We start from the raw sequence: 23,244 nt of genomic DNA on the forward strand, positions 1-23,244 counted from the left end.
CGAGAAAGGGCGGTAAACCGACGAACAGATGAACCGATAAATGTCCAACCGAGAAAGTGTTTACTAATCCGGGATTCTCTGCCAATCCCAAATCCCTACTTTTTCGGTTTCTCTGTTGATCGGTTGTTCTGTTTCTCTTGTTTCTCTTGTTTCTCTTGTTCCTTTACAATTCCATGTCGAAATTTTCGTATTTTCCGCACTGAAAAAATGACAATTCGCATCAAAAAACCGCTACCATGTATTCGAAGCTGAAAGAGGACCTGCGCGCTGAACTGGACCAGATCAAAGAAGACGGTCTTTACAAGGAGGAGCGCATTATCACCACTCCGCAGGGAGCCGTGATTAAAACCACTAAGGGACATGAAGTGATCAACTTCTGTGCCAACAACTACCTGGGGCTCTCTTCCCATCCGAAGGTGATTGAGGCTTCCAAAAAAACCATTGATCAGTACGGCTACGGAATGTCGTCCGTGCGGTTTATCTGCGGAACGCAAACGATTCACAAAGAGCTGGAAGCAAAAATAGCCGAATTTCTGGGCACTGAAGACGCCATCCTCTATGCAGCCGCTTTTGATGCAAACGGAGGGGTATTCGAGCCGCTGCTGGGGGCTGAAGATGCCATTATCTCCGACCGGCTCAACCACGCCTCCATCATCGACGGTGTTAGGCTCTGCAAAGCGCAGCGATACGTGTACAAACACAATGATATGAACGATCTGGAGGAACAGCTCAAGCAGGCATCGGATGCGCGAACCCGCGTCATCGCCACCGACGGTGTTTTCTCCATGGACGGCACCATTGCACAGCTCGACAAGATTTGTGACCTGGCCGACAAGTATGACGCACTGGTGATGAGCGATGAGTGTCATTCAACCGGTTTCGTGGGGAAAACGGGGCGCGGCGTGCATGAATATCATGATGTAATGGGTCGCGTTGACATCATAACCGGAACCCTGGGCAAGGCTCTTGGAGGCGCCTCCGGCGGATTCACCGCTGCCCATAAGGAGATTGTGGATATGCTGCGCCAGCGTTCACGGCCCTACCTCTTTTCAAACACCCTCGCCCCATCGATCACCGGGGCATCCATTGAAGTGCTGAACCTGCTGAGCGAAACTACCGAACTCCGCGACAAGCTTGAAGAGAATACCCTTTATTTCCGCAAGGCAATGAACGATGCGGGCTTTGACATCAAACCCGGAGAGCACCCGATTGTGCCGGTGATGCTTTACGATGCGAAAATTTCCCAGGACTTTGCAGCCAAACTGCTCGACCGCGGAATTTATGTGATCGGGTTTTACTATCCGGTTGTTCCGAAGGGTGAGGCGCGTATCCGTGTTCAGGTTTCTGCGGTGCACGAGAAAGAACATCTTGATAAAGCCATTGAAGCGTTTACGGAGGTGGGCAAGGAGCTGGGAGTCTTAAGCTAGAAGCTATGCTATGGAGTTCCCCGCCTGGGTAAGGAGGGGACAGGGGTGGTAGCTGTCAGGAATCGACACCCATAAACAACTGATTCAAAGTTTGATGTTGAATCCAAAAAAAACAAAAAATCAAAGCAAGTACCTTCGAAATAATATGACCCGATGGGAAATCAGGTTATGGGAAGATTTGAAGTGCAAAAAGATGTTTGGTTTTAAAGTTCGACGACAGCATGGAATCGAGAATTTTATTCTAGATTTTTATTGTCCCAAACTCAAATTGGCAATTGAAATCGATGGTGACGTGCATAGTTTTCCCGATAAAATGAAAGCAGATATTTTAAAGGAGAAGGCATTGAAAGAATTTGAAATTCATTTAGTTCGCCTATCCAATACTGACATTGATGAGGACTATGAGAGCGTGGTCACCCATCTTGAGGATGTTTTTAAAGATCGGGCTCTTTCAATGAAGATCGATTATGAATTAAAACCTGACTGAACCACCCCTTAATCCCCTCCTTGAGAAGGAGGGGACATATCGTGCAAACATTTTCCACAATTGAATAGGTTTAACAACATATGGCAAAAATACTGATCACCGGCGCCTGCGGGCAGCTGGGGAGTGAACTGACGGCAGAACTCCGGCGAAAGCATGGTGCAGAAAATGTGGTGGCCTCCGACATTCGTGAACCGAACCCGCAGCTTGGGGAGGGTCCGTTTGAGAATCTGGATGTGATGGATAAAGCAGCGCTGGAAAGCGTGATCGACCGTCACCAGGTCAATGTAATCTATCACCTGGCCGCGCTTCTTTCTGCCAATGCAGAGAAAAATCTGGACCTCGCCTGGAAACTGAACATGGATGGCCTGCTAAATGTGCTGAAGCTGGCCCGCGACAAGAACGTGGAACGCGTATTCTGGCCCAGCTCCATCGCTGTATTCGGTCCGGACGCCCGGAAAGAGGGCACTCCGCAAAACAGCCCCACCAATCCGGCAACCGTTTACGGTATCACCAAAGTGGCAGGTGAACAGTGGTGCTCCTACTTTTACAACAAATTCGGCGTGGACGTGCGCAGTCTCCGCTATCCGGGCCTTATCGGATATAAGTCTCTTCCGGGAGGCGGAACCACCGATTACGCAGTGGATATCTACCACAAAGCGCTGGCGGGCGAGCCTTTCTCCTGTTTTCTGGAGCGCGACAGCGCACTGCCGATGATGTATATGTCAGACGCCGTAAAAGCCACCATCGATCTGATGGAGGCTCCGGAAGAGCACATACACGTACGAACCAGCTACAATGTAGCGGCCATCAGCTTTACGCCAGCCGATATTGCGGAATCCATCAAAAAAGTACTTCCCCATTTTGAAATCCGGTATGAGCCCGACTACAGGCAGCAGATTGCGGCCTCCTGGCCCGACAGCATTGACGACTCGGCAGCCCGCTCCGACTGGGGATGGTCGCATCGCTTCAGCCTGGACGCCATGACCAAAGACATCCTGGCCAATTTGCCCAGCGTGATTGAGAATGCATAACAGGGTGCATGCGACTGGCGACTGGCGACTGGCGACTGGCGACTGGGGGAAAATACTTCTGAGATCGTAATTCGCATACCGACAATCAGAGATCATTCGGTTTCAGGCTACAGGCTACAGGCTACAGGCTACAGGCTACAGGCTACAGGCTACAGGCTACAGGCTACAGGCTACAGGCTACAAGTGCAGCTTATTGTTTTATCAGAAATATTCCCTAAGATTGAGGCTGAACCCGGATTAACTTCTATGAGCCCGGAATGCATCTTTACCGCAGACTTACCGTCAGAACGTGAACGACACCAGTGATCAAAACACTTCAATCGCTGCCCGCACCATCGGTTTTTTTGGCGCCATCGGGATCGGTGTGGGCGCCATGGTAGGCGGCGGTATTCTGGCACTGGCCGGCGTTGCCTTTTCTGTAACCGGTCCCTCTGCGATTGTCGCTTTCGCGCTGAACGGACTCATTGCACTGATCACCGCGCTCAGCTTTGCGGAGATGGCATCGGCGAACCCTCAATCGGGTGGCACCTACACCTATGCAAAAAAGGCTCTGTCACTTCAGGTGGCCTTCGGTGTTGGCTGGATCGTTTGGTTTGCATCCCTGGTGGCTGCAGTTCTCTACGCGCTGGGTTTTGGTGCATTCGCGGTATTTGCCCTGCAGCAGATCCCGTCGTCAGCGGGAGCCGGCGGACTGATCAACCACAGCTTTACGCCTGTTCTCCTGGCATTGATGGCCATCGGCTACTTTGCCATACAGCTGGTCAGACGTGCCGGTGAAGGCAGTGCCTTTATCAATATCGGCAAACTGCTGGTATTTGCCATTCTTATAGCGGGCGGCCTGGCCGTTGTGGTGCAAACGCCACTCCCTCGCATTACAGAAAGCCTGGACCCTTTTTTCTCCGATGGTTTTTCAGGGGTGATTGCTGCAATGGGGTATACCTTTATCGCACTCCAGGGATTTGACCTGATTGGTTCCGCAGCAGGTGAAATCCGTGATCCTGAAAAGAATATTCCGAAAGCAATGGTCGGCACACTGGTAGTGGGTCTTGCCATCTATCTTCCGCTTCTCTTTGTGATGACAACGGCCGGTGTGCCCGAGGGAACCTCTATCACAGCGTTGAGTTCCGAAAACCCGGAAACCGTGCTTGTAGTGGCCGCTCAGAATTACCTGGGTGCTTTTGGATTCTGGCTGGTGCTGCTGGCCGGTATCTTTTCAATGCTCTCTGCCCTGCAGGCCAACCTGTTTGCCGCGTCGCGGATTGCGCTTCGAATGGCGAAAGACCGCACCCTGACCTACCGGCTGTCCGCAATTCATGCAAGCTACGGTACTCCCGTGCCCGCCATTACGGCCACCTGCGGCATCGTTGCGATACTTGTGCTCATTCTGCCGGATGTTGCAGCAGCGGGCGCCGCGTCCAGTCTGATCTTTCTCATTACCTTTGCCCTTGCCCACCTCATCATGATTTTGATGAGGAAGCGCGGCTACAAAGAGAGTGATACCTTCAGAGCACCGCTGTACCCCGGGCTTCCCATAACCGGCATGATTGCATGTCTGGGCCTGGCGATCTTTCAGGCTATTGCGGTACCGTCGGCCGGGGTGATTTCTCTCTTCTGGCTTTTAATTGGTGCCGCACTGTTCATCTCCTTTTTTGTAAAAAAAGCGGAAGCCATTGAGGCCTCAGAACAGGCTCTCGACCCGGATCTGGTTCGATTGCGAGGGCTCAATCCGCTCGTGCTGCTGCCCATATCGAATCCGGCCAATGCGGAGTCGATGGTATTTGTGGCCAATGCGCTTGCACCGCCGGTTGTAGGCCGTGTGATGTTGCTTTCGATCATTATTCCGGGTGAGCGAAAAGAAGAGGTTGGAAAGCGTCTTTCGGCCAGCCGTGACGTAACTCAGTTTGCGCTCAGTGCATCCTTTGAGGCCGGCCTGCGGCCCGACACGCTAATTACGATCGCCGATCAGCCCTGGAAAGAGATTGAACGGGTAGCCAAGCAGAACCACTGCAGCAGCCTTCTGTTGGGCCTCAGCAACCTGAATGACAAACAGACCCACGAGAACCTGGAAAAACTTGTGAAAAACGTGAAATCGGACCTCGTCGTATTTCGTCAGCCGCATACAGGCTGGAAGATCACCGAGGCACGCACCGTGCTGATTCCGGTTGCGGGACTCAGCAGCCACGATCCGCTCCGTGCACGTGTGGCGGCCAGCCTCTGGAGGGCCTCGCAACCCGAAATCACATTTGTTCAGATCTTGCCAAACGGAACGCCGGAAGAGAAAATCAACAAGAACCGCGTGAACCTGGCCCGCTTTGCCGGTGGAATTATCCCTGCTAAGACAAATGTAGAGGTTATTACATCCGGCAATCCCACGACCGAGCTGGTGAGACTGGCGAACCAGAATGACCTGGTGATTATGGGGCTCGGCAAACCCGGTGCAGGTGAAAAAGCGTTTGGCTCCATTGCGCAGACCCTGGCCGAAGATACCGGCACCGCTTTGATTTTTATTAGTAAGAAGTAGGGGAACAGTGCCAGCAGTCTGTCAAGCAGAAGTGAGAAGGCAGAAGTGAAAAGCAAGAAGGTAGGCTAATTGTTAGTTGTCAGTTGTTCGTTGTGGGTTGCTCAATATGTTCAGGACCAGTCCCCCCATTTCACTTTTCACTTCTGCCTTTTGCCTTAATTTCCCTGCAAACCACTCTGATTTTTAGTATGCTCAGAGAGTGGTCCGGTTCCTGGCGCCTTTCTTCTGCCGGTTCTGGTCACCACACGTATCCTTCAATCAAGCACCTTATCCATGACCATTGACCGAAAAGAGGCCATCAAGCGATCTGCTCTCATCATGGGCGGGCTCATTTTTGCCCCCAACGCATTGGGTGTGCTCAGCGGCTGCAAGGCTCGTCCTGCGCTCGACTGGAGCCCTGAATACTTTAACCGTGACCATGCAAGATTGGTGAGCAGTCTGGCTGAAACGATTATTCCTGAAACCGACAGCCCCGGCGCCATTGAAGCAAGCGTACCCGGATTTATTGAAGAGATGGTGTACACAGGCTATACGGAGGATGCACGATCCCTTTTTCTGAGCGGCCTGGATGCTTTGGACGACCTTGCCGGAGAAACACACGGAGACCGCTTTGCCGACCTGGATGCCGAAACACAGCACCTGTTTGCCAGCGAGCAAAACCGGACGGCCATCGAAAGCGGCATCTCACCGCCTCCGTTTTTTCTGATTATGAAAGAGCTGACCGTCATGGGCTACTATACCAGTGAGCCCGGTGCCAAACAGGCCCTTCGGTATGAACGAATCCCCGGCCGCTACGACGGCTGCGTGCCTTTTGAGGACGTTGGAAAGACGTGGTCTACGTAGAAATACGTATATAATCCAGTCCCTCAATACTCTCCATTAAAAATCCATTGAGACCTTTCACGCATGAAACCACTTATTAAAGCCAGGAAACAGAACAGTTACGACGCCATTGTTGTGGGAACGGGGATCAGCGGCGGATGGGCCGCCAAGGAGCTCACCGAAAAGGGTCTTAACACCCTGGTGCTCGACCGCGGACGCAACGTAAGGCACGTGGCAGACTACCCTACGGCCACAATGGAACCGTGGGACCTACCCCGAAACGACCGCGTGACGCCGGAGGAGGCGGAAGAGTACAAAATTCACCAGCGTACCGGCTATATCCTGCGCGAGTCGACCAAGCACTGGCTTGTCAAAGACGCAGAACAGCCCTATATCGAGGAGAAGCGATTCGACTGGATACGCGGCTACCACGTGGGCGGAAAATCCATTATGTGGGGTCGGCAGAGCCTGCGGCTGGGTCCGCACGATTTTGAAGGAAATGCGAAAGAGGGCGTTGCCGTTGACTGGCCCATACGCTACAGCGACCTGGAAAAGTGGTATGATTATACGGAAGCCTATGCGGGGATCAGCGGTCAGGCGGAAGGCCTTGCCCAATGCCCCGATGGCATTTTCCTCCCCCCCTATGAGATGAACTGCGTGGAGAAGCACGTGCGTGAAAAGGTGCTGGAGGCTTTTCCGGAGCGGGTGCTAACCATGGGGCGCTTTGCCAACCTCACGCAGCCCCATAACGGCCGGGGCACCTGCCAGTACCGAAACAAGTGCATTCGCGGATGCCCCTATGGCGCCTACTTCAGCAGCAATGCCACCACACTCATCTCTGCGGAGCAAACCGGCAACATGACGCTTCGGCCCCATTCCATTGTCCACTCCGTTATCTACGATGAAGAATCGGGGAAGGCGTCGGGTGTGCGCGTAATTGATGCGGAAACGAAGGAGGACATCGAGTTTTACGCCGATATCATTTTTCTGAACGCTTCCTGCGTAGGCACCACCCAGATCATGCTCAACTCCACCTCCAGCCGGTTCCCGAACGGACTGGGCAACGACTCCGGCGAGCTGGGCCACAACCTGATGGATCATCACTTTCGCGCGGGAGCAACGGGCCGGTTTGAGGGTTTCAAAGACAAGTATTATTACGGCCGGCGTCCCGCATCGGTACATATGCCAAGGTATCGCAATATTGGAAGTGACAAACGCGATTACCTCCGCGGGTTCCATTTTCAGGGGGCGGCAAGCCGACAGGGCTGGTGGCGCGGCATCCGGGAACTGGCCATCGGGAAAGAGCTGAAGGAGTTTGTGCAGACGCCCGGCGACTGGACCATGGGACTTACCGGTTTTGGCGAAATCCTGCCCTACCATGAGAACCGCATGTGGCTTGATCCGGAGAAAACGGACCCCTATGGTATTCCGCAGATCGTTTTTGACGCTGATTTCAAAGAGAATGAATTCAAAATGCGCGAGGATATGAAAAACGATGCAGCAGAGATCCTGGAGACGGCCGGGTTTACGGATATACGAACCTATGACGATCCCGGCGGCGTGGGGCTGGCCATCCACGAGATGGGTACTGCACGGATGGGACGAGATCCCAGAACCAGTGTTTTGAACGGCTGGAACCAGGTGCACAGCGTACCCAACGTGTTCGTGACCGACGGTGCCTGCATGACCTCCTCCGCCAACCAGAATCCATCACTCACCTACATGGCCCTGACCGCACGAGCGGCGGATTATGCGGTGAGCGAGCTGAGAAAGGGGAATTTGTAGGAATAGGGGTAATAGTAGTTCTAATGTTTTTTTGGATAGTGTTCTGAAAACACCTCCCCTCCTTCTCAAGGAGGGGATTAAGGGGTGGTTGTAACAGGATTCATTCAAATAGCATGAACTAATCTTTTTGCTCAAATTTCTTGAACCACCCCCGGCCCCTCCTTAAAAAGGAGGGGAGTAAGAGGTGGTTGTAAAAAGATCCATTCAAATAACATGAACTAATCTTTTTGCTCAAATTTCTTGAACCACACCCGGCCCCTCCTTAAAAAGGATGGGAGTAAGAGGTGGTTGTAAAAAGATCCACTTAAATAGCATGAACTAATCTTTTTACTCAAATTTCTTGAACCACCCCCGGCCCCTCCTTAAAAAGGAGGGGAGTAAGAGGTGGTTGTAAAAAGACCCATTCAAATAGCATGAACAAATCTTATTGCTCAATTTCTTGAACCACCCCCGGCCCCTCCTTAAAAAGGAGGGGAGTAAGAGGTGGTTGTAAAAAGATCCATTCAAATAGCATGAACTAATCTTTTTGCTCAAAATTCTTGAACCACCCCCGGCCCCTCCTTATAAAGGAGGGGAGTTTTCGATGCCCATTTTTCAAAAATCCGTCAACCAAATACTCACCAACACAGAACTAAAAAACTCCCCCCATGAAACGAAAAGAGTTCCTCAAACTGAGTTCGGCCGGCGTGGCCGGTTTAACGATGGGTGGATTGACGCCTTACAGGTCAGCCACGGAGACACAGAGAAAGGGTAATCCCCAAACTGACTTGAACCTCAAAAAGGGGTTTATGCTGCAGACGTTTCCCTCGCGTGACCAATATTCCCTTGCCGAACAGTTCAGGATGCTGAAGGAAGCCGGATTCAGCGGCGTTGAACCGGAGAGCGGACTGAACCGCGATGACGTGCTTGAGGCGAAGGAGGCATCGGGCCTGGATATTCCGAGCGTCGTGGTGTCGACACATTGGACGAACCCGCTTACGCACCCCGATCCGGCTGTGAGGCAGGCGGGTATGGACGGTGTGAGAACGGCCATGGGCGATGCACACGCCTATGGCGCATCGGTCATCCTGCTGGTGCCTGGCATTGTGAATGAGGATGTATCGTACGACACAGCCTACAGGCGCTCCCGGGAGCAGATCCGTGAGCTGATACCGCTTGCTGAGGAGCTTGACGTGGTGATCGCCATCGAAAACGTCTGGAATCAGTTTTTGATGAGTCCGCTGGAGGCGGCCCGGTTTGTTGATGAGTTTGACTCACCCCATGTAGGATGGTACCTGGACGCGGGTAACCTGATTAACTACGGGTACCCGGAGCAGTGGATCCGCATCCTGGGCGACCGGATTGCGATGGTTCACATCAAAGAGTTCAGCCGGCAGAAACGGGATGACGAAGGCCTCTGGCAGGGATTCCGCGTAAATCTGACCGAAGGCAGCAACAACTGGCCCGGAATCATGAACGCGCTTCGCCAAACCGGGTACAGCGGCTATGCCATTGCGGAGCAGTCGTACAGGGAAGAAGGCGTTTCCGATGAGGAGTGGCTGAGAGAGCACATATCCGGGAAAATGGATCAGATCCTATTGATGTGAGATGGACGATGAGCGACTGGAGACTGGAGACTGGCGACTGGCGATTTGCGACTGTTAGCTCGCAACTGACTTAGCGTTCTTTTGCGTCCCTGGCGGTTAGTAGAGCTTCATTTTATAAATAATTGGGATCATGGTTGAAGAATTGAATAAACCGCAAAGCGCTAAGTGACGCAAAAGGAAAGATTTGAGATAGACGATGGGTGACTTGTGACTGGTCCCGATCCCGAAAGCTTTCGGGACGGGATCGACTGGCGACGTGCTATTTGTGATTTTTTAATGGCGGGTTGAACAACCGGATACGTCTCCATACGTGATGTCCGGGCAGATTTAATCATCGGGTAGTAAACCGCAGCGGGCGCCGCGAATCCACAGCGTTCGCAGCGGTAAAGCGGACGGACATCCCCGGCGGGAAACGGGAATCGTCAAACGGTTGACGGAAAACCAGCGATTGGCGACTTGTGACTGGTGATTGGCGACTGGATAATACATCTCAATACTCACTACTCATTACACCTTTTCACCCATTCGACTCTGCTCAGAGCATGCTTTTGCCTTCTGCCTGCTCCTCGTAGCCTTCCTGAACTACGAAGCATTTGCGAAGTAGTTGGCGAAGTGGAGCCTTTTCACTACCCTTCACTTCCCTTTCTTCTTCTTATAACTAATCACCCAGTTCACAAAAAGGAATTCGATCGCGGCGGCTTCGTAGCCGTTCCACTTGCTAATCATCTTTTGAAACTCCTTCCCGGACGTGTCTGACGGATCGCCGCCGTAGCTCATGATGATCCACTTGCGCAGCCCCTTCTCTTCGCCCTTGCTTTTGTTGGAGGGGAAGACGGCCTCGGTGGATTCGCGGAAGAGCATCAGGTCCTGCGCGGAGGTGGGACCAATGCCGCGGATCGTTGAAATCCGGTCGTAGAACTCCTGCGGGGTGGCTTCGCGGTCGAGGTACTCGAGGTCTACTTCTCCCGAAAGCATGTCCTGCGCCAGGCCCACCAGGTACTCCCCTTTTCGCAGGGTGGGACCCATTTTGCGGATCTGCGCCGGGTCGGCCTTGGCCAGTTGGAACGGACGCGGCCAGGCGGGCACCGTCTTTCCCTCGTGCACCAGATGCGTGCCGTACGCCTCGCGAACCTTCCACACCATCTTGCGGGCTGTGGGCTTGTGCGAAAGCTGCATCTGGATGATGCGGTTCACCATATCCTCCATCAGCGTGGCGCGCGACATCCGCTTGAGCCCGTAGAATTCGGTGAGCTTGGGGCCCAGCACGGGATCCTTTTCCGCCTGATCATAGAACGGCCTGAGGTCGATGTTGGTCCCGAAAATACGCGCCAGGGCACGATTGGCCTGCTTGATCTCATCCTTCGAAAGATCCTCGGCTGACTCAACATGAAATTCGGGCTTCTCCGGATCCCCGTTAAAAAAGATGGTAGCCATCACATCGCGGTCATCCAGCGGAATTGGCCGCGTGAATCCCTCCTCAAAAATGGTCTCCGGATTGTGCTCGTGATCGAAGTAGTTGTCAATATCGAGACAGATAAACCAGTCGTGCGGCGGAATCGATTTGAGGGTCCAGGAAGACATTGCGATGTGAGATTTGTGATGGGTGATGGGTGATGTGAGACTTTACTCTGACTCAATGTACAAAACCATGATAGATAGATGGGCGTTCTTTTTAAAACAGTGAATCAGTATGTCAGTAGGGAAAACGTGAGACGTCAGATGTCAGACGTCAAACGTCAAACGGGAGAAGAGAGGAGATGAGAGTCTGGCAGTTTACGCTTTTACGTAGCGGCGCAAGATGGATTTGGATCTTCTCGGAACCTGGAGCGCCGCTCCCCTGCCACACGCGGTACCTGTCATGTCGACCAAGTGATCCGTCAGCCGACGGAGAACGCGTGGAGACATCTCCATACGTGGTTCTGAGACAGGCTTTGATAGAACATCTCTTGGTGCAAGGTTTGGGGGATCCCTCCACTTCGGTCGGGATGACAGTTGTGGGTCCATTGACCATAGACCATCTACCAAAACCATCAATTCACATAATCGAACAGCTCGTCCTTTTGCGGGGTGATGCGCATGGTGACGGGTTTTGCCAAGGCGGCGCCGGCCAGATTTTCGTCACGCAAAGAGCCGGTGATGGTGAGGACGGAGTCACCCAGCTGTTCCGTAATGGAGATCTCAAACTGCTCCCACTCCCTGTAGGTCGGTAGCGACTCGAGCGAAATAGTGGCAGCATCGCCGGCATCCTGTTCAGATGACAAAATCATCCACTCGGAGGCGTCAAACGCCAGGTCCATCATCACGCTGCGAAGCTGGTCTGTCGAGCGGCCGGCTTCGATCATGGCCTGGTTATGCTGATTGTTCACCAGATTCACGCTGAACAGATATCCATAGGAACCGATGGCTACCACAATCACGGCTGCGCCGGCGTACCACATGGGTATCAGTTTATCCGGATTCCCGCTTCTTTCCATCTTGTAATATCCTTTCACGAGCATCCAGGGAGCAAGGATCAGGACAATCACCAGCCCCAGAACACTCATTCCCGCGGCCCGCCAGAACTCTGCGGCCTCCATCCCGGATCCTCCAAACTGCCGGATCGATTCAATTATCGAATACTGCTGAATTTCAGAGGAGGTGACCACCGTTTGAACAACCGGGTTGTTCCACCAGACACCCTTGCTGATCAAGGTTTGCGTGGTAAAATAAAAGTGCGCGCCGGCGATTCCCGCAACCAGCAGGATCACAATCGCCCAGGGGATCCATTTTTTCGAATTCATTGGTTTAGTTCTCCCGCTCATAGCGTACCCCCCGTTCGGTCAGTACAGCCCGCGCCTGGTAGAGGCCCGTCTGATTGTTGGTGTTCAGAAACTGAGGATCCTCTCCCCTGGTAAACGTTGTGGTAAGCGCCAGTACCACCGAATCCGGAGAGGCAATGGAATAGGTGAAATTCAGATCGCCGTCCTCATCGGGTATTTCGGGCGACCAGCTTCCGTCGTCGTTCAGCCGCTCTTCGTAGAGATCCCGAAAGGCATCGGCCAGCGTAGTCTGCTCCTCAGCGGGCAGCGAATGATAGTGACGAAGCACCAGCTGCAGCGATTTTTCCATCTCCATCCTGGAAATGGAGTGAATGATGGTTGTGCGGATGTTGGTGAGCGACTCGTTCTGCTGCTCCGAGCGCTGATAGTGAATCACCGAAAGACTCAGCATGAGGCCGGTCAGCAGAATCAATATCACGCGAACCGCTGTCCGGTTACCGGTGTCTTTCAGTCGGCTTATCATTTTGCGGTCGAGCATCCATAGCCAGAGAACGGCCACGGCAAACGCGGAAAAGAAACCGGCCCAAAGGTTTTGAAATAGAAATGCCAGCGAAAATGCCGCGACAACCGCAAGTGCTCCGCCTGCAAGAAACCCGATCTTACTCCCCATAGCGTACTATTTACGTTGAATTTATTTACATACTATATGAAATATTTGATAAAAGGACGAACGAGAAGGGGAAATGTTAATTTTTTTTATTTCAGCTATCAGCTGTCGGTTGTTTGTTGATAGTGGTCAGTGGTTAGTTGGAGGGGGTTGTCGTATCGCTTTTTTATTCCACTTAATCAGTTTCGCTTCGCGGGAATCACCTTCGGCTCGGAACTCTGTTCTTCTGTCTTCCAGCCCTCACTTTGCGTACTTGGCGGTTAAAAAAACGGATCTTGTTCCTTACTGTAAATATGAAGGTCGACCTCCGTGATCCGGGGAGAAGCGTGCATCGATGGAATAACCGCAGCGATCGCTGGGAATGCATGGCGGGAGATGGGCGACTGGTGACTGGCGATGAGTGATTTGCGATTTGCGGCTGTTTCCTATGCAATGACCCAGAGCTCTGTTAGCGGCGCGGAATTAATTTGGTTCTTATTGGGATTCAGTGCGCCGCCCATGTACCACCATCTGAACATGTCATGTCGACCAAGTGAGCAGAGCGAACGCGCGGAGACATCCCCGAACACGGTTCTGAGGCAGGCTTTGGTAGAACTTCTCTTGGTGCAAGGTTTGGGGGATCCCTCCACTTCGGTAGGGATGACAGTTGTGGGTTTCGTCTGACGTCTGACGTCTCACACACAATCCGCATTGATTACAACCTCTCTGTTCACTATATACCTGATTATTTATCATGTAACGGATAAACGAGTCGTTATGTACAAATACTGGAACGAGATTGAAGAGCTGATCAACCGCACCCTAGTTCTGGAGCCGGCGGAGCGGATTTCCTACCTCAAAGAAACCTGCAGCGGCAATCAGGAGATGCTGGAGGAGGCGATCGACTATCTTTCCTTCATTGAAAAGGCCGAACGCGAAAACTACCTGGACAACAGCCTTGCTTCATCGGACACCTTCGGCAAGGAGATGTCCGGCCTGCTGGCGGGGCAGGACGAACTCAGGCACATCATCGGCAAAAAAGTGGGTCCCTATGAGATCAAAAAGCTGCTGGGCGAGGGCGGCATGGGGTCGGTATACCTCGCAGAACGCGTGGACGGAGACTTTGAGCAGAAAGCCGCGATCAAATTCTTGCGCGGCGGCTTCTTCTCCCCCTATCTGCGCGAGCGGTTCCGCAGGGAAAAAAACGCCCTCTCACGGCTGCAGCACCCCAATATCGCGCGGCTGCTCGACGGGGGTATTACACCCGAGGGGTCTCCCTATTTCATCATGGAATATGTGGAGGGAACACCGATCCACCGCTATTGTGACGAGCATAAGCTGTCAATCAATAACCGCCTGGACTTGTTTATGCAGGTGTGTGAGGCCGTGCAGCACGCTCATTCCAAACTGGTGATCCACCGCGACCTGAAACCGGAAAACATCCTGGTTACCGCAGGCGGGCAGGTGAAGGTGATGGATTTTGGCATCGCCAAGCTGCTTTCCACTGACGGCGAAACCGATCCCGATGCACCGGATATCACGCGTCAGGGACATGTTGTGGCCAGCTTTGACATTGCAGCTCCCGAGCAGCTGGCCTCCGGCGAGTCGACCGTACGCACAGACGTGTACGGCCTCGGAGCTCTGCTCTACCTATTGGTTACCGGCAACACCCTATTCCGTTTTACAGGCCGCGAATCGCTGCAGCAGGCCGAGAAGATTGTGCGGGAAACAGAGCCCTCCCGTCCTTCGGAATCGGAAGACCCGTCTGCTGGCTCCATATCGCGTGATTTGGACGCCATTATTCTAAAAGCGGTTCGTAAACAAGCGGACGACCGCTACGCCTCGGTTACCCATTTTCGTGAAGACCTGCACCGTTACCGGCATAAACTGCCCGTGGAGGCCCGTAAAGGCACACTCCGCTACCGCGCCGGACGCTTCATCCGGCGAAACGCCTATCCCCTGGCGGGTGCCGCAGCCCTGCTGATCGCGATCAGCGGATTTACGTTTTATCATGTGGACCGGCTCACGCAGGAGCGCAATCTGGCCAATGCGGAAGCGGAGAAAGTCCGCCAGATCCGGGATCTGATGATCGACATTTTTTCCGCCAACGATCCGCGGTCGGCTTCGTTTGCCACGATTGACCTGACGGTCAGCCAGGCGCTTTCGATGGGCATCAACAGGGTTACCGAAAACTTTTCGGAGAACCCGGAAGTGAACCTGGAGCTTCTGTCGGCAATCGGCGCAACACTGACCAATGTGGAGGATTATGAGAATGCGTTCACTGCGTACATGTATGCCCTCGACCAGACGGAACAGCAGTTTGGACGCAACAGCCCGGAGTACTCCGTAGCACTGACCAGTATGGCCGACCTGATGTCCAAATCCGACAGCCTCAACCGCGCGCTGGAGTATGCCGATGAATCGATTGTGGTTCTTGAAGAGGCCGACGATGCAACGACCCTGGATGTAGCCAACCGTTACGGAACCAAAGGATATATTCAGGGACGGATGGGACAATTTGAAGATGCCAGGGCCACACTTGAAACCGCCGATAGTCTCTATAGGGCCGACGGCTACGACCAGACCCTGGGTTACTATCGCAACCTGAGCAACCTGGCAGATCTCTACACGGCCATGAGAAATTTTGAGGCTGCCGAAGAGGCCCTGCTCACATCCACTCAGTATTATGAGTCCATCTATGACGGGATGCACGACGACATAGTCACCAATACCTCCAAGCTGGGGAATCTCTACCTCCGGATGAGCCAGAATAAAAAAGCGGAGGAGTACCTTTTGCGGGCACTCGAGCTCAGAAAGCAGTATTACGGTGAAAACAGTACGTCCACAGCCACAACGCACTCCTACCTCTTCTCGAACTACCGTGTGCTGGATGAGCCGGAAAAAGCGCTCTATCACGCCACTCGATACGCGGAGATCAACCTGTCGATCCACGGGGAAGAGAGCGTGTATTACTCACATGCCCTCAATCAAACTGGTCTGGCAAGAAAGGAGGCGGGTGATATCGCCGGTGCGGAGCGGGATTTTATGGAGTCGATCCGCATCAAGAAAGAGATTTTGCCGGCCAACAGCACCTATCTGGGGGTGACTTATTACAACATGGGCGACCTGCTGCACGGCACGGGCGACTATCTTCGCGCGCTGGACTATTTTGAGCGGGTGCTGGAGATCGACATGGAAAATTACGGTGCCGATCATCCGGAAATTGCCCTCGATCTGACCAAGATAGGCGTGGTGCAGCGCGACATGGAGCAGTTCGACGAGGCGCTTGAAACCTTCGGCCGGGCCGGGGAGATCTATGAGGCGAAATATCCCGAGACCCACTATCGAAAGGGGCAGTACCATATGGAAGTCGGGAAGCTGTATGCCATGAAGGAGCAAAACGCTGATGCGCTTGAGCATTTTAACGCGGCGCTCGCCATCAATCGAAGCAATTTTGACGAAACGCACTCTGCGGTTGTCGAAGCCCGGGAGTGGGCTGAAAGGATGGGAGATGGACGATGAGTGATGAGTGACCGGTGGTTTGTTGTTGGTGGTTAGTGGTTTGTGGTCAGTGGTCAGTGGTTAGTGGTTTTTGGTTAGTGGTTTGTGGCCTGCGACCTTACACACTGTGCCCTGCATCCTGCACCCTGAAACCGAATGATCTCTGAATGTCGGTATGTGATTTACGATCTCAGAAGTATTTTCTACTTGTACCCTGCCCCCCTGAGCCCTGCACCCTGCACCCTCTGCCTTCTGCCAGGACCTGTCGGACACACCCCTTGGTTATCTGAATCGTGCTTTGCACGTTCATCTAACCATGTCCCCTCTAAAGAGGGGATGGACACCCTGAACCCTGCTGCGTGCTGTTAGCAGTCCCGAGACTTCGGGAATCCCTGTGTCTTGCATCCTGAATTCGTGGAATGAATGTGGCCCTTCACAGGTTTTATTCACGTCTTGCAGCACACAAAACTCTATACCGTCCTAAGCAGTGAATCCGTGAAGGAGAAGGCGGAGAGGTGGACGGTGTACCTGTCGTTTTTCTTTTTCATCACCCACCTGGCCCTGATCGGCCTGCACAACGCGTTTCCCCAGTGGATTTTACTCCAGCCGCTGGGATTCAACTACCTCTCCGCGCTCTACACGCCGTTCAGCATCATCCTGGTGTACGAGGTGTATCTGCTCATCCTCAGTCTCCCTCTATCCTTCACCAATTCGGTGCGGAAGCAGTATGAGATCATCTCGCTGATCATTATCCGGAACGTGTTCAAGGATATCTCGATGTTTGAGGACTTTGACCAACTTGCCCAGCAGACGGATGTGATCGTAAAACTGGCCTCCGACCTGGGCAGCGGGCTGCTGCTCTTCTTCCTGGTCGGCGTATTTCATCACGTGAGCCTGAAGCGGAAGCAGTACAAGAGCCTGACCGACGACGAGATCCGCCGGTTTGTCTACATCAAGGAGCGCATGGCCCTCACGCTGCTGTTTATCTTCTCCATCCTCACGCTCTACTCCATTGCCGATTTCGGAAACGAGGTGTACCGGCTCATCGCCTTCGATGAAACTTTTACGCTCGACCTGGGCGTCATCTTTTTTGTGGAGTTCTATACGGTGATGATCTTCTCCGACGTGTTCATCTTCATCGCCTCCTTCATCTTCAGCCAGACCTATGCGCGCCTGCTGCGCAACGCGGGCTTCGTCTGCTCCACGGTGATCCTCCGCATCTCTCTGTCCGTCGACGCCCCCCTCAGCGGCTGGATCGCCGCCGTCGCGGCCATAACGGGGATTTTGTCGCAACTGATCTATATTTACTTTCGATCGATTGAGGAGAAAAGGAGTAGTGAGGAATGAGTCTTGAGTCTGACGTTTGACGTTTCACGTCTGCCCCCCTTTTTCGGTTGTTCGGTTGTTCGGTTGTTCGGTTGTTCGGTTGCTCTGTTGCTCTGTTGTTCTGTTCGTAGGTTTCTTCCCCCTTGTCAGTAGTTAGTGGTCAGTTGTCAGTGGTCGGTTATTAGTGGTCTATTGACCATTGTCCATTGACTATCTACCACAACCGTCTGCCGTTTCACTATTCGCTCCCCGCATACCAGTATGTTATAGGCCAAAAAGTGTCAGGATCATTATTTTTTAATATGTTATTCATAGATACTTTGTACAGTTCAAACAACAGTTGATATGGCTCTTCCCGTTTACATTTTTGACGTAGTGGATGAGATTGACCAGCAGAGTGAATTGGTTACCGGGTTTATCAACCGGAAAACAGGTGAGCTGACGATTTTAACCACAGACGATTACTACGCACTGAAACATCTTGACGAAGGCGGTGCGTTGGATGAGCTTCCCGCCTGGCAGCAGGAAATTATTCCAAAGCTGCAGGAAGTCAGTGAATCAGATGATTTCATTCAATTGCCTTCTCCATATGAGATTGATGAATACCGGATCATGCAGCGTTTTATATGGTCTCTTGAAGATGATAAAATAAGACAGGAATTGGAAAATCTGATTCAAGGCAGCGGTGCGTTCAGGCGTTTTCGTGATGCAATAGATCGATATGATGTCCGCAATGATTGGTGGAACTATAAGAAAAATGCAATTAAACGAATAGCCGTCGATTTTCTTGATTCTGAAGGAATAACCTGGACGGAAGAGAAACCGGAAGCCACTCATCACCCTATTAATTTCTAAGCATGCTCTATCTGCGCTGTACGAAGAAACTTTTAAAGCGAATGAAAGGTCCCGATCCATTGCCGGAGGGTGATCCGGGGTCATCGAACAAACTTGGCGATTGGTACGCCCACGTGAAACCGCTGACATATAAGGGGAAATTGGTTGTTATTTTTCTGAATCAAAAAACACTGCTATCGGTTTTTGTGCCCGGTTACGGAAACCGCAAGGTGCTGCCGGAGTTTCTGGCGCGCACTGAAATCCTGTTGCACAACCTGGAAATACCTGAAAAGGCGATTCACCGGGAGATGCAGGAGATGCAGGATATCTGCATTCAGCCAACGGCCAGCCGTAAAACAGTGGGAAGCCTGAATCGTGTGAGTCAGGATATTCGTGTTCATGCAGATGTAAAGTATCCCACATTTGACGCGGTTGACTGGGACCGCGAGGCCATGGTTTTTACTGAAAAAATTCACGCTCCATTGTACGATTCCCCGATGAATCTTGTCTACCCAAAAGACCTTGTCAGGGAAATTCTGGAATGAGTTGAGCTGGGAGTGCACGGTTGTCAGTTGTTTTTGGCTTTGAGAGCCTGGAGTGAGGATATGAAACTTTCAGCGTTCAGCCATCAGCTGTCAGCAGTGTTACAGTATGTCAGTGTCAACAGTGTGTCAGTTTGGAGTGCCTGGAGTACTTGCCCCGAAGGGATCGCTATGCGGGAGTTAGAAGTTTGGAATTTGTGCTTCCGTCTGACGTTTGACGTTTTCGGAATGGTAAAACTGGCAAATCATCAGACGTGAGACAATATTTTTTTCCTGTAACGGGGTTGATTTTATTCGAAGTTTGTGTAATATGAAAGTTGAACTTTCAATTTGCACAATATGTCCGAATACATACCCAGGATAGCCGATGATCAGGTTCAGGATTCCCTGAAACGAAATCCTGTTACGGCGTTACTGGGTCCCAGGCAGTGTGGTAAGTCCACGCTTGTCAAGAATCTGACCAGGAGCCGCGATGACGTGATCTACCTTGATCTGGAGCGTCCCTCCGACCTTCAGAAATTGGATGATGCCGAATGGTTTTTACAATCACAATCAGACAAACTGGTCTGTCTGGATGAAATTCAAAGAAAACAGGATTTATTTCCTGTGATCCGCTCTATAGTCGATTCTGACAGAAAAGCGGGACGATTTCTGATCCTCGGATCAGCATCAAGGGACCTCATCCGGCAGAGTTCCGAATCCCTCGCCGGCAGAATTTCATACAAGAAGCTCACACCCTTTCTCTGGGCTGAAGTGGAGGGAAAGGTGACATTGGAAGAGTACCTCAACCGGGGCGGTTTCCCGCTTTCGCTGCTGGCCCCGCAAGATAATGACGCATATGAGTGGCGCATCGATTTCATTTCAACATTTTTGGAAAGGGATCTGCTGCAATTTGCGGGTTTTACGACGGTGACCATGAGCAGGCTTTGGCAAATGCTAGCTCATAATAACGGTCAAACCCTGAATCTGAGCAAAATAGGCGAATCATTGGGGGTCAGCCATACAACCGTCCGGCACTATGTAGACCTGCTCGAGGGAACGTTCATGGTGACACAGCTCCGCCCATGGAGCGGTAACGCAAAAAAAAGAGTGGTCAAAACGCCAAAGGTGTACATCTGTGACACAGGCCTTACAGCTGCCCTTCTGCAGCTGCGCAGCTTTGATCAGCTTGCCGGCCATCCCGTTTTCGGATCCCTTTGGGAAGCGGCCGTACTGGCGCAGATCCGGGCCTGGTTTCCTGACGCGGGTCTGTCATTCTACAGAAGCAGCCATGGGCACGAAATCGATATACTGATCACTCATCACGAAAAAATTATTTCTATAGAGTGCAAGGCTTCGCTCTCACCCGCCCTTAACGCCTCTTTTTACAAGGCTGCTGAAGATGTTAAGCCGGGCCACGTCCTTGTTGCAGCCCCGGTCGATCACGGTTACCCGATGAAAAAAGGAATCGATGTTGTGTCGCTTTCTGAGTTGCCCGAAAAGGTGCGATCTCTTCTTTAGAATAACTGAAGAACGTGTCGGTGCGAAGGCTTTTGTTAGTTGTCCGTTATTCGTGGTCAGTTGTGGGTTGGAAGTTTTAAAGTGTTTATGTGTTAACGTGTGCAGGTGTTAACGTGTTAATGTTGGCTTTGGAAAGAAGTATTGAGTATTGAGTACTTTTTTGCCTTTTGCCTTTTCACTTTTTCGGTTGATCGGTTGCTCTGTTCGTCGGTTTCTTTCACCTTGTCAGTAGTTCGTGGTCGGTTGTTAGCGGTCCATTGACCATTGTCCATTGACTATCTACCACCACTCGTCTCACTTTCTCTGTTGATCGGTTGTGCGGTTGCGCGGTTGTGCGGTTGCTCATTCCCTCTCCGCGCCCTTCGCGTCGTTGCCTGCCCCGAGACTTCGGTGGCGGTGAATCACCCCGGGTCGATCCGGGTCTCCCAGCCGTCGAAGATGACGCCGAGGTGTTCTGCAAGGAGCTGCATATCGGCGCAGAGTTTGTCGACAGCTGCATCGGTTGTGATGAGATGTTTTTCCGCGATACAGAGGTAGTCGCCTGAATCATCGCAATGCTCACAGCACTCAATCCGGTACCCGTTGTGCTTGAGCCGTGATGCCATTGCATAATTGTTCAAGCCATACACTGGCATTTAGAATACTTCGGTTCGATATTCATTTTTGATTTGCGATATTAACCGAAACGATGAAAGATTTTACAAGAGAAATAGAACCCATTTTAAATCTCAATTCGGACCGATCACATGCCTGGGACGATCGTACACGAGGGAGGGCACCACACAAACCGTTTCTACTATTAAGTATACTCGATGGCATTGATCAGGGATGGATAACTGACAACAGAATTGAATTAAGCCGAGAACTTATAGATACTTTCTTTCTATACTGGAACGCAACAATGGGAACGGATAAGGTTACAACGATTGCCCTTCCGTTCTTTCATATGAAAAGTGAGCCGTTTTGGGAGCTGAAATACCGGGAAGGCGAAAAAGAGTACACGTACTCGCCATCTTTAGGCAGCCTGCAGTCGAGAGTTGAGTATGCAATACTCAAACCTGACCTGTACCGGCTAATGGATATGATGTGGGAGCGGAATGCATTGCGCCAGCTTTTAGCCGGACACTATTTTGATGATGATACAGCCGGACATGTGCTTAAAGTCGCTTCACTAAATTTTGAGGCGAGGCAATACGCCGTTTTGACAGCAAACATGGCAGCCGATCCGTTTATTGCGGATCACAGTAAAAATGTTGAAAGGAAACGTAAGGTGCAGTTTAAGCAGGTCCGTGAAACTGGGTTTTCGATTACAGTCAGAAAGAATTATGAGAATGCATGCGCGTTTTGCCGTTCGCGCGTAGAAACACCTGGCGGTCAAACCCTTGTAGAGGGTGCCCATATCATACCTTGGAGTGAGAGCAACAACGATGACCCCCGGAACGGACTTTCGCTTTGTAGGTCGCATCACTGGATGTTCGATAATATGATGATTACCGTACGGGATGATTACACGATACGAATTTCATCATGGCTCGAGAAAAACCGCAATAGAGTGGAAGAGACTCTAAAACTGAAAAACTGTAAAATTCTGCTTCCTGTTCAGGAAATGTTCTTCCCACACAGAGTAGCACTTCTGCATCATAATGAGCGGTTCGAAGTCTTTCACAAAAAAAATTAATGAACCAATCGATGAGAAGCGTATTCACCGAAATATTGCACGATCAATGGTTACACCGCAGCACTCTATTTTTCATTGTGCCCGATAAATACCCAGTTAGCCCTGGACATCTGCTCATCATTTCAAGACGGGACTGCACAAACTTTTTTGATCTGACCAAGGAGGAGCAAGCAGAATTGCCATCACTCATCCTGAAAGCGAAAGAGTTGATTGAACAAACCCACTCCCCCGACGGCTACAATATCGGCATGAACTGCGGCGAAGCGGCCGGACAGACCGTGTTTCATTTTCACTGCCATGTGATACCGAGGTATGAGGGGGATATGGATGATCCGAGAGGTGGGGTTAGGCATTCGGTGAAAGGAAAAGGATTTTATTGATATGGCAGACGTACACGAACCGAAAACTCGCAGCTACAACATGAGTCAGATTTCGGGCAAAGATACCAAGCCTGAAATGATTGTTAGGAAATTTCTGCACTCAAACGGGTTCAGGTACAGCTTGCACAGAAAAGATTTACCCGGCAAGCCTGATCTGGTGTTGCCAAAGTATAATTCTGTTATCTTTGTGCACGGTTGCTTCTGGCATGCTCATGAAGGGTGTAAATATTTTAAGATACCTGAAACTCGAACAGAGTGGTGGAAAGAAAAGCTCCACAAGAATAAGGAACGTGATAAAAAACACATTCAGGAACTGGAAGAAATGGGTTGGAATGTAATTGTCGTTTGGGAATGTGAAACAAAAGAGCCTAACAATCTTAAAAATTTAATATTATCAATTATATAGTTTTTTCTGATTG

The 23,244-nt window shown here is 51.6% G+C and carries 19 protein-coding genes; 15 read left to right on the forward strand and 4 right to left on the reverse strand.

What is annotated here, in order from left to right; genetic code table 11:
• Window positions 1–236 precede the first annotated feature (236 nt).
• The 7 genes from kbl to DDZ15_RS15345 all read left to right on the forward strand — a co-directional run bounded on the left by kbl (window position 237) and on the right by DDZ15_RS15345 (window position 9,659).
• The gene (gene kbl / locus DDZ15_RS15315; protein ID WP_109647988.1) at window positions 237–1,427 is read left to right on the forward strand and encodes a glycine C-acetyltransferase; all 1,191 of its coding nucleotides are present in this window, start codon (window positions 237–239) and stop codon (window positions 1,425–1,427) included.
• 94 nt (window positions 1,428–1,521) lie between these two features.
• Window positions 1,522–1,914, forward strand: coding sequence for an endonuclease domain-containing protein (locus DDZ15_RS15320; RefSeq protein WP_109647989.1), 393 nt, complete (start codon window positions 1,522–1,524; stop codon window positions 1,912–1,914).
• An 80-nt stretch (window positions 1,915–1,994) separates the two neighbouring features.
• Entirely contained in the window at window positions 1,995–2,945 is a 951-nt protein-coding gene (locus tag DDZ15_RS15325; protein ID WP_109647990.1) for an NAD-dependent epimerase/dehydratase family protein, read from the forward strand.
• Window positions 2,946–3,234: 289 nt separating this feature from the next.
• Entirely contained in the window at window positions 3,235–5,466 is a 2,232-nt protein-coding gene (locus DDZ15_RS15330; protein ID WP_109647991.1) for an amino acid permease, read from the forward strand.
• Window positions 5,467–5,739: 273 nt separating this feature from the next.
• Window positions 5,740–6,309 carry a gluconate 2-dehydrogenase subunit 3 family protein gene (locus DDZ15_RS15335; RefSeq protein WP_109647992.1) on the forward strand — a complete coding sequence of 190 codons (570 nt, stop codon included), beginning with the start codon at window positions 5,740–5,742 and terminating at the stop codon, window positions 6,307–6,309.
• Between the two features lie 63 nt (window positions 6,310–6,372).
• Window positions 6,373–8,073, forward strand: coding sequence for a GMC oxidoreductase (locus DDZ15_RS15340; RefSeq protein ID WP_109647993.1), 1,701 nt, complete (start codon window positions 6,373–6,375; stop codon window positions 8,071–8,073).
• Between the two features lie 647 nt (window positions 8,074–8,720).
• On the forward strand, window positions 8,721–9,659 hold the full coding sequence (locus tag DDZ15_RS15345; RefSeq protein WP_109647994.1) for a sugar phosphate isomerase/epimerase family protein: 939 nt from the start codon (window positions 8,721–8,723) through the stop codon (window positions 9,657–9,659).
• Window positions 9,660–10,292: 633 nt separating this feature from the next.
• Here DDZ15_RS15345 and DDZ15_RS15350 read toward each other — a convergent pair.
• The 3 genes from DDZ15_RS15350 to DDZ15_RS15360 form a co-directional block, all read right to left on the reverse strand.
• The gene (locus DDZ15_RS15350; RefSeq protein WP_109647995.1) at window positions 10,293–11,240 is read right to left on the reverse strand and encodes a DNA-3-methyladenine glycosylase family protein; all 948 of its coding nucleotides are present in this window, start codon (window positions 11,238–11,240) and stop codon (window positions 10,293–10,295) included.
• 449 nt (window positions 11,241–11,689) lie between these two features.
• The gene (locus DDZ15_RS15355) at window positions 11,690–12,439 is read right to left on the reverse strand and encodes a hypothetical protein (RefSeq protein WP_109647996.1); all 750 of its coding nucleotides are present in this window, start codon (window positions 12,437–12,439) and stop codon (window positions 11,690–11,692) included.
• 4 nt (window positions 12,440–12,443) lie between these two features.
• The gene (locus DDZ15_RS15360) at window positions 12,444–13,088 is read right to left on the reverse strand and encodes a hypothetical protein (RefSeq protein ID WP_109647997.1); all 645 of its coding nucleotides are present in this window, start codon (window positions 13,086–13,088) and stop codon (window positions 12,444–12,446) included.
• Between the two features lie 753 nt (window positions 13,089–13,841).
• Between DDZ15_RS15360 and DDZ15_RS15365 the strand changes: the two genes are divergently transcribed.
• The 5 genes from DDZ15_RS15365 (at window position 13,842) to DDZ15_RS15385 (ending at window position 20,767) form a co-directional block, all read left to right on the forward strand.
• Window positions 13,842–16,586 (forward strand): serine/threonine-protein kinase, encoded by a 2,745-nt coding sequence (locus DDZ15_RS15365; RefSeq protein ID WP_109647998.1) that lies wholly within the window; start codon window positions 13,842–13,844, stop codon window positions 16,584–16,586.
• Window positions 16,587–17,060: 474 nt separating this feature from the next.
• Entirely contained in the window at window positions 17,061–17,912 is an 852-nt protein-coding gene (locus DDZ15_RS15370) for a hypothetical protein (protein WP_146198613.1), read from the forward strand.
• A gap of 324 nt (window positions 17,913–18,236) precedes the next feature.
• Complete coding sequence (locus tag DDZ15_RS15375; RefSeq protein WP_109648000.1) at window positions 18,237–18,746, forward strand: UPF0158 family protein; 510 nt, start codon at window positions 18,237–18,239, stop codon at window positions 18,744–18,746.
• Window positions 18,747–18,748: 2 nt separating this feature from the next.
• Window positions 18,749–19,270: a DUF6933 domain-containing protein gene (locus tag DDZ15_RS15380; RefSeq protein ID WP_109648001.1), complete on the forward strand. Its 522-nt coding sequence runs from the start codon at window positions 18,749–18,751 to the stop codon at window positions 19,268–19,270.
• A 336-nt stretch (window positions 19,271–19,606) separates the two neighbouring features.
• Window positions 19,607–20,767: an ATP-binding protein gene (locus DDZ15_RS15385; RefSeq protein WP_109648002.1), complete on the forward strand. Its 1,161-nt coding sequence runs from the start codon at window positions 19,607–19,609 to the stop codon at window positions 20,765–20,767.
• Between the two features lie 401 nt (window positions 20,768–21,168).
• Here DDZ15_RS15385 and DDZ15_RS15390 read toward each other — a convergent pair whose 3' ends face one another.
• Complete coding sequence (locus DDZ15_RS15390; RefSeq protein WP_158278740.1) at window positions 21,169–21,372, reverse strand: ribonuclease E inhibitor RraB; 204 nt, start codon at window positions 21,370–21,372, stop codon at window positions 21,169–21,171.
• 83 nt (window positions 21,373–21,455) lie between these two features.
• Between DDZ15_RS15390 and DDZ15_RS15395 the strand changes: the two genes are divergently transcribed.
• Genes DDZ15_RS15395 through DDZ15_RS15405 form a run of 3 tightly spaced genes read left to right on the forward strand, consistent with a single transcriptional unit; the run spans window position 21,456 to window position 23,231 of the window.
• Window positions 21,456–22,445, forward strand: coding sequence for an HNH endonuclease (locus tag DDZ15_RS15395; protein ID WP_109648004.1), 990 nt, complete (start codon window positions 21,456–21,458; stop codon window positions 22,443–22,445).
• Between the two features lie 11 nt (window positions 22,446–22,456).
• Window positions 22,457–22,825, forward strand: a complete 369-nt coding sequence (locus tag DDZ15_RS15400; protein WP_109648037.1) for an HIT family protein — start codon at window positions 22,457–22,459, stop codon at window positions 22,823–22,825.
• A 1-nt stretch (window position 22,826) separates the two neighbouring features.
• Entirely contained in the window at window positions 22,827–23,231 is a 405-nt protein-coding gene (locus DDZ15_RS15405; RefSeq protein WP_109648005.1) for a very short patch repair endonuclease, read from the forward strand.
• Window positions 23,232–23,244: the final 13 nt, after the last annotated feature.

The organism is Rhodohalobacter mucosus (assembly GCF_003150675.1).
Taxonomy (GTDB): Bacteria; Bacteroidota; Rhodothermia; order Balneolales; family Balneolaceae; genus Rhodohalobacter; species Rhodohalobacter mucosus.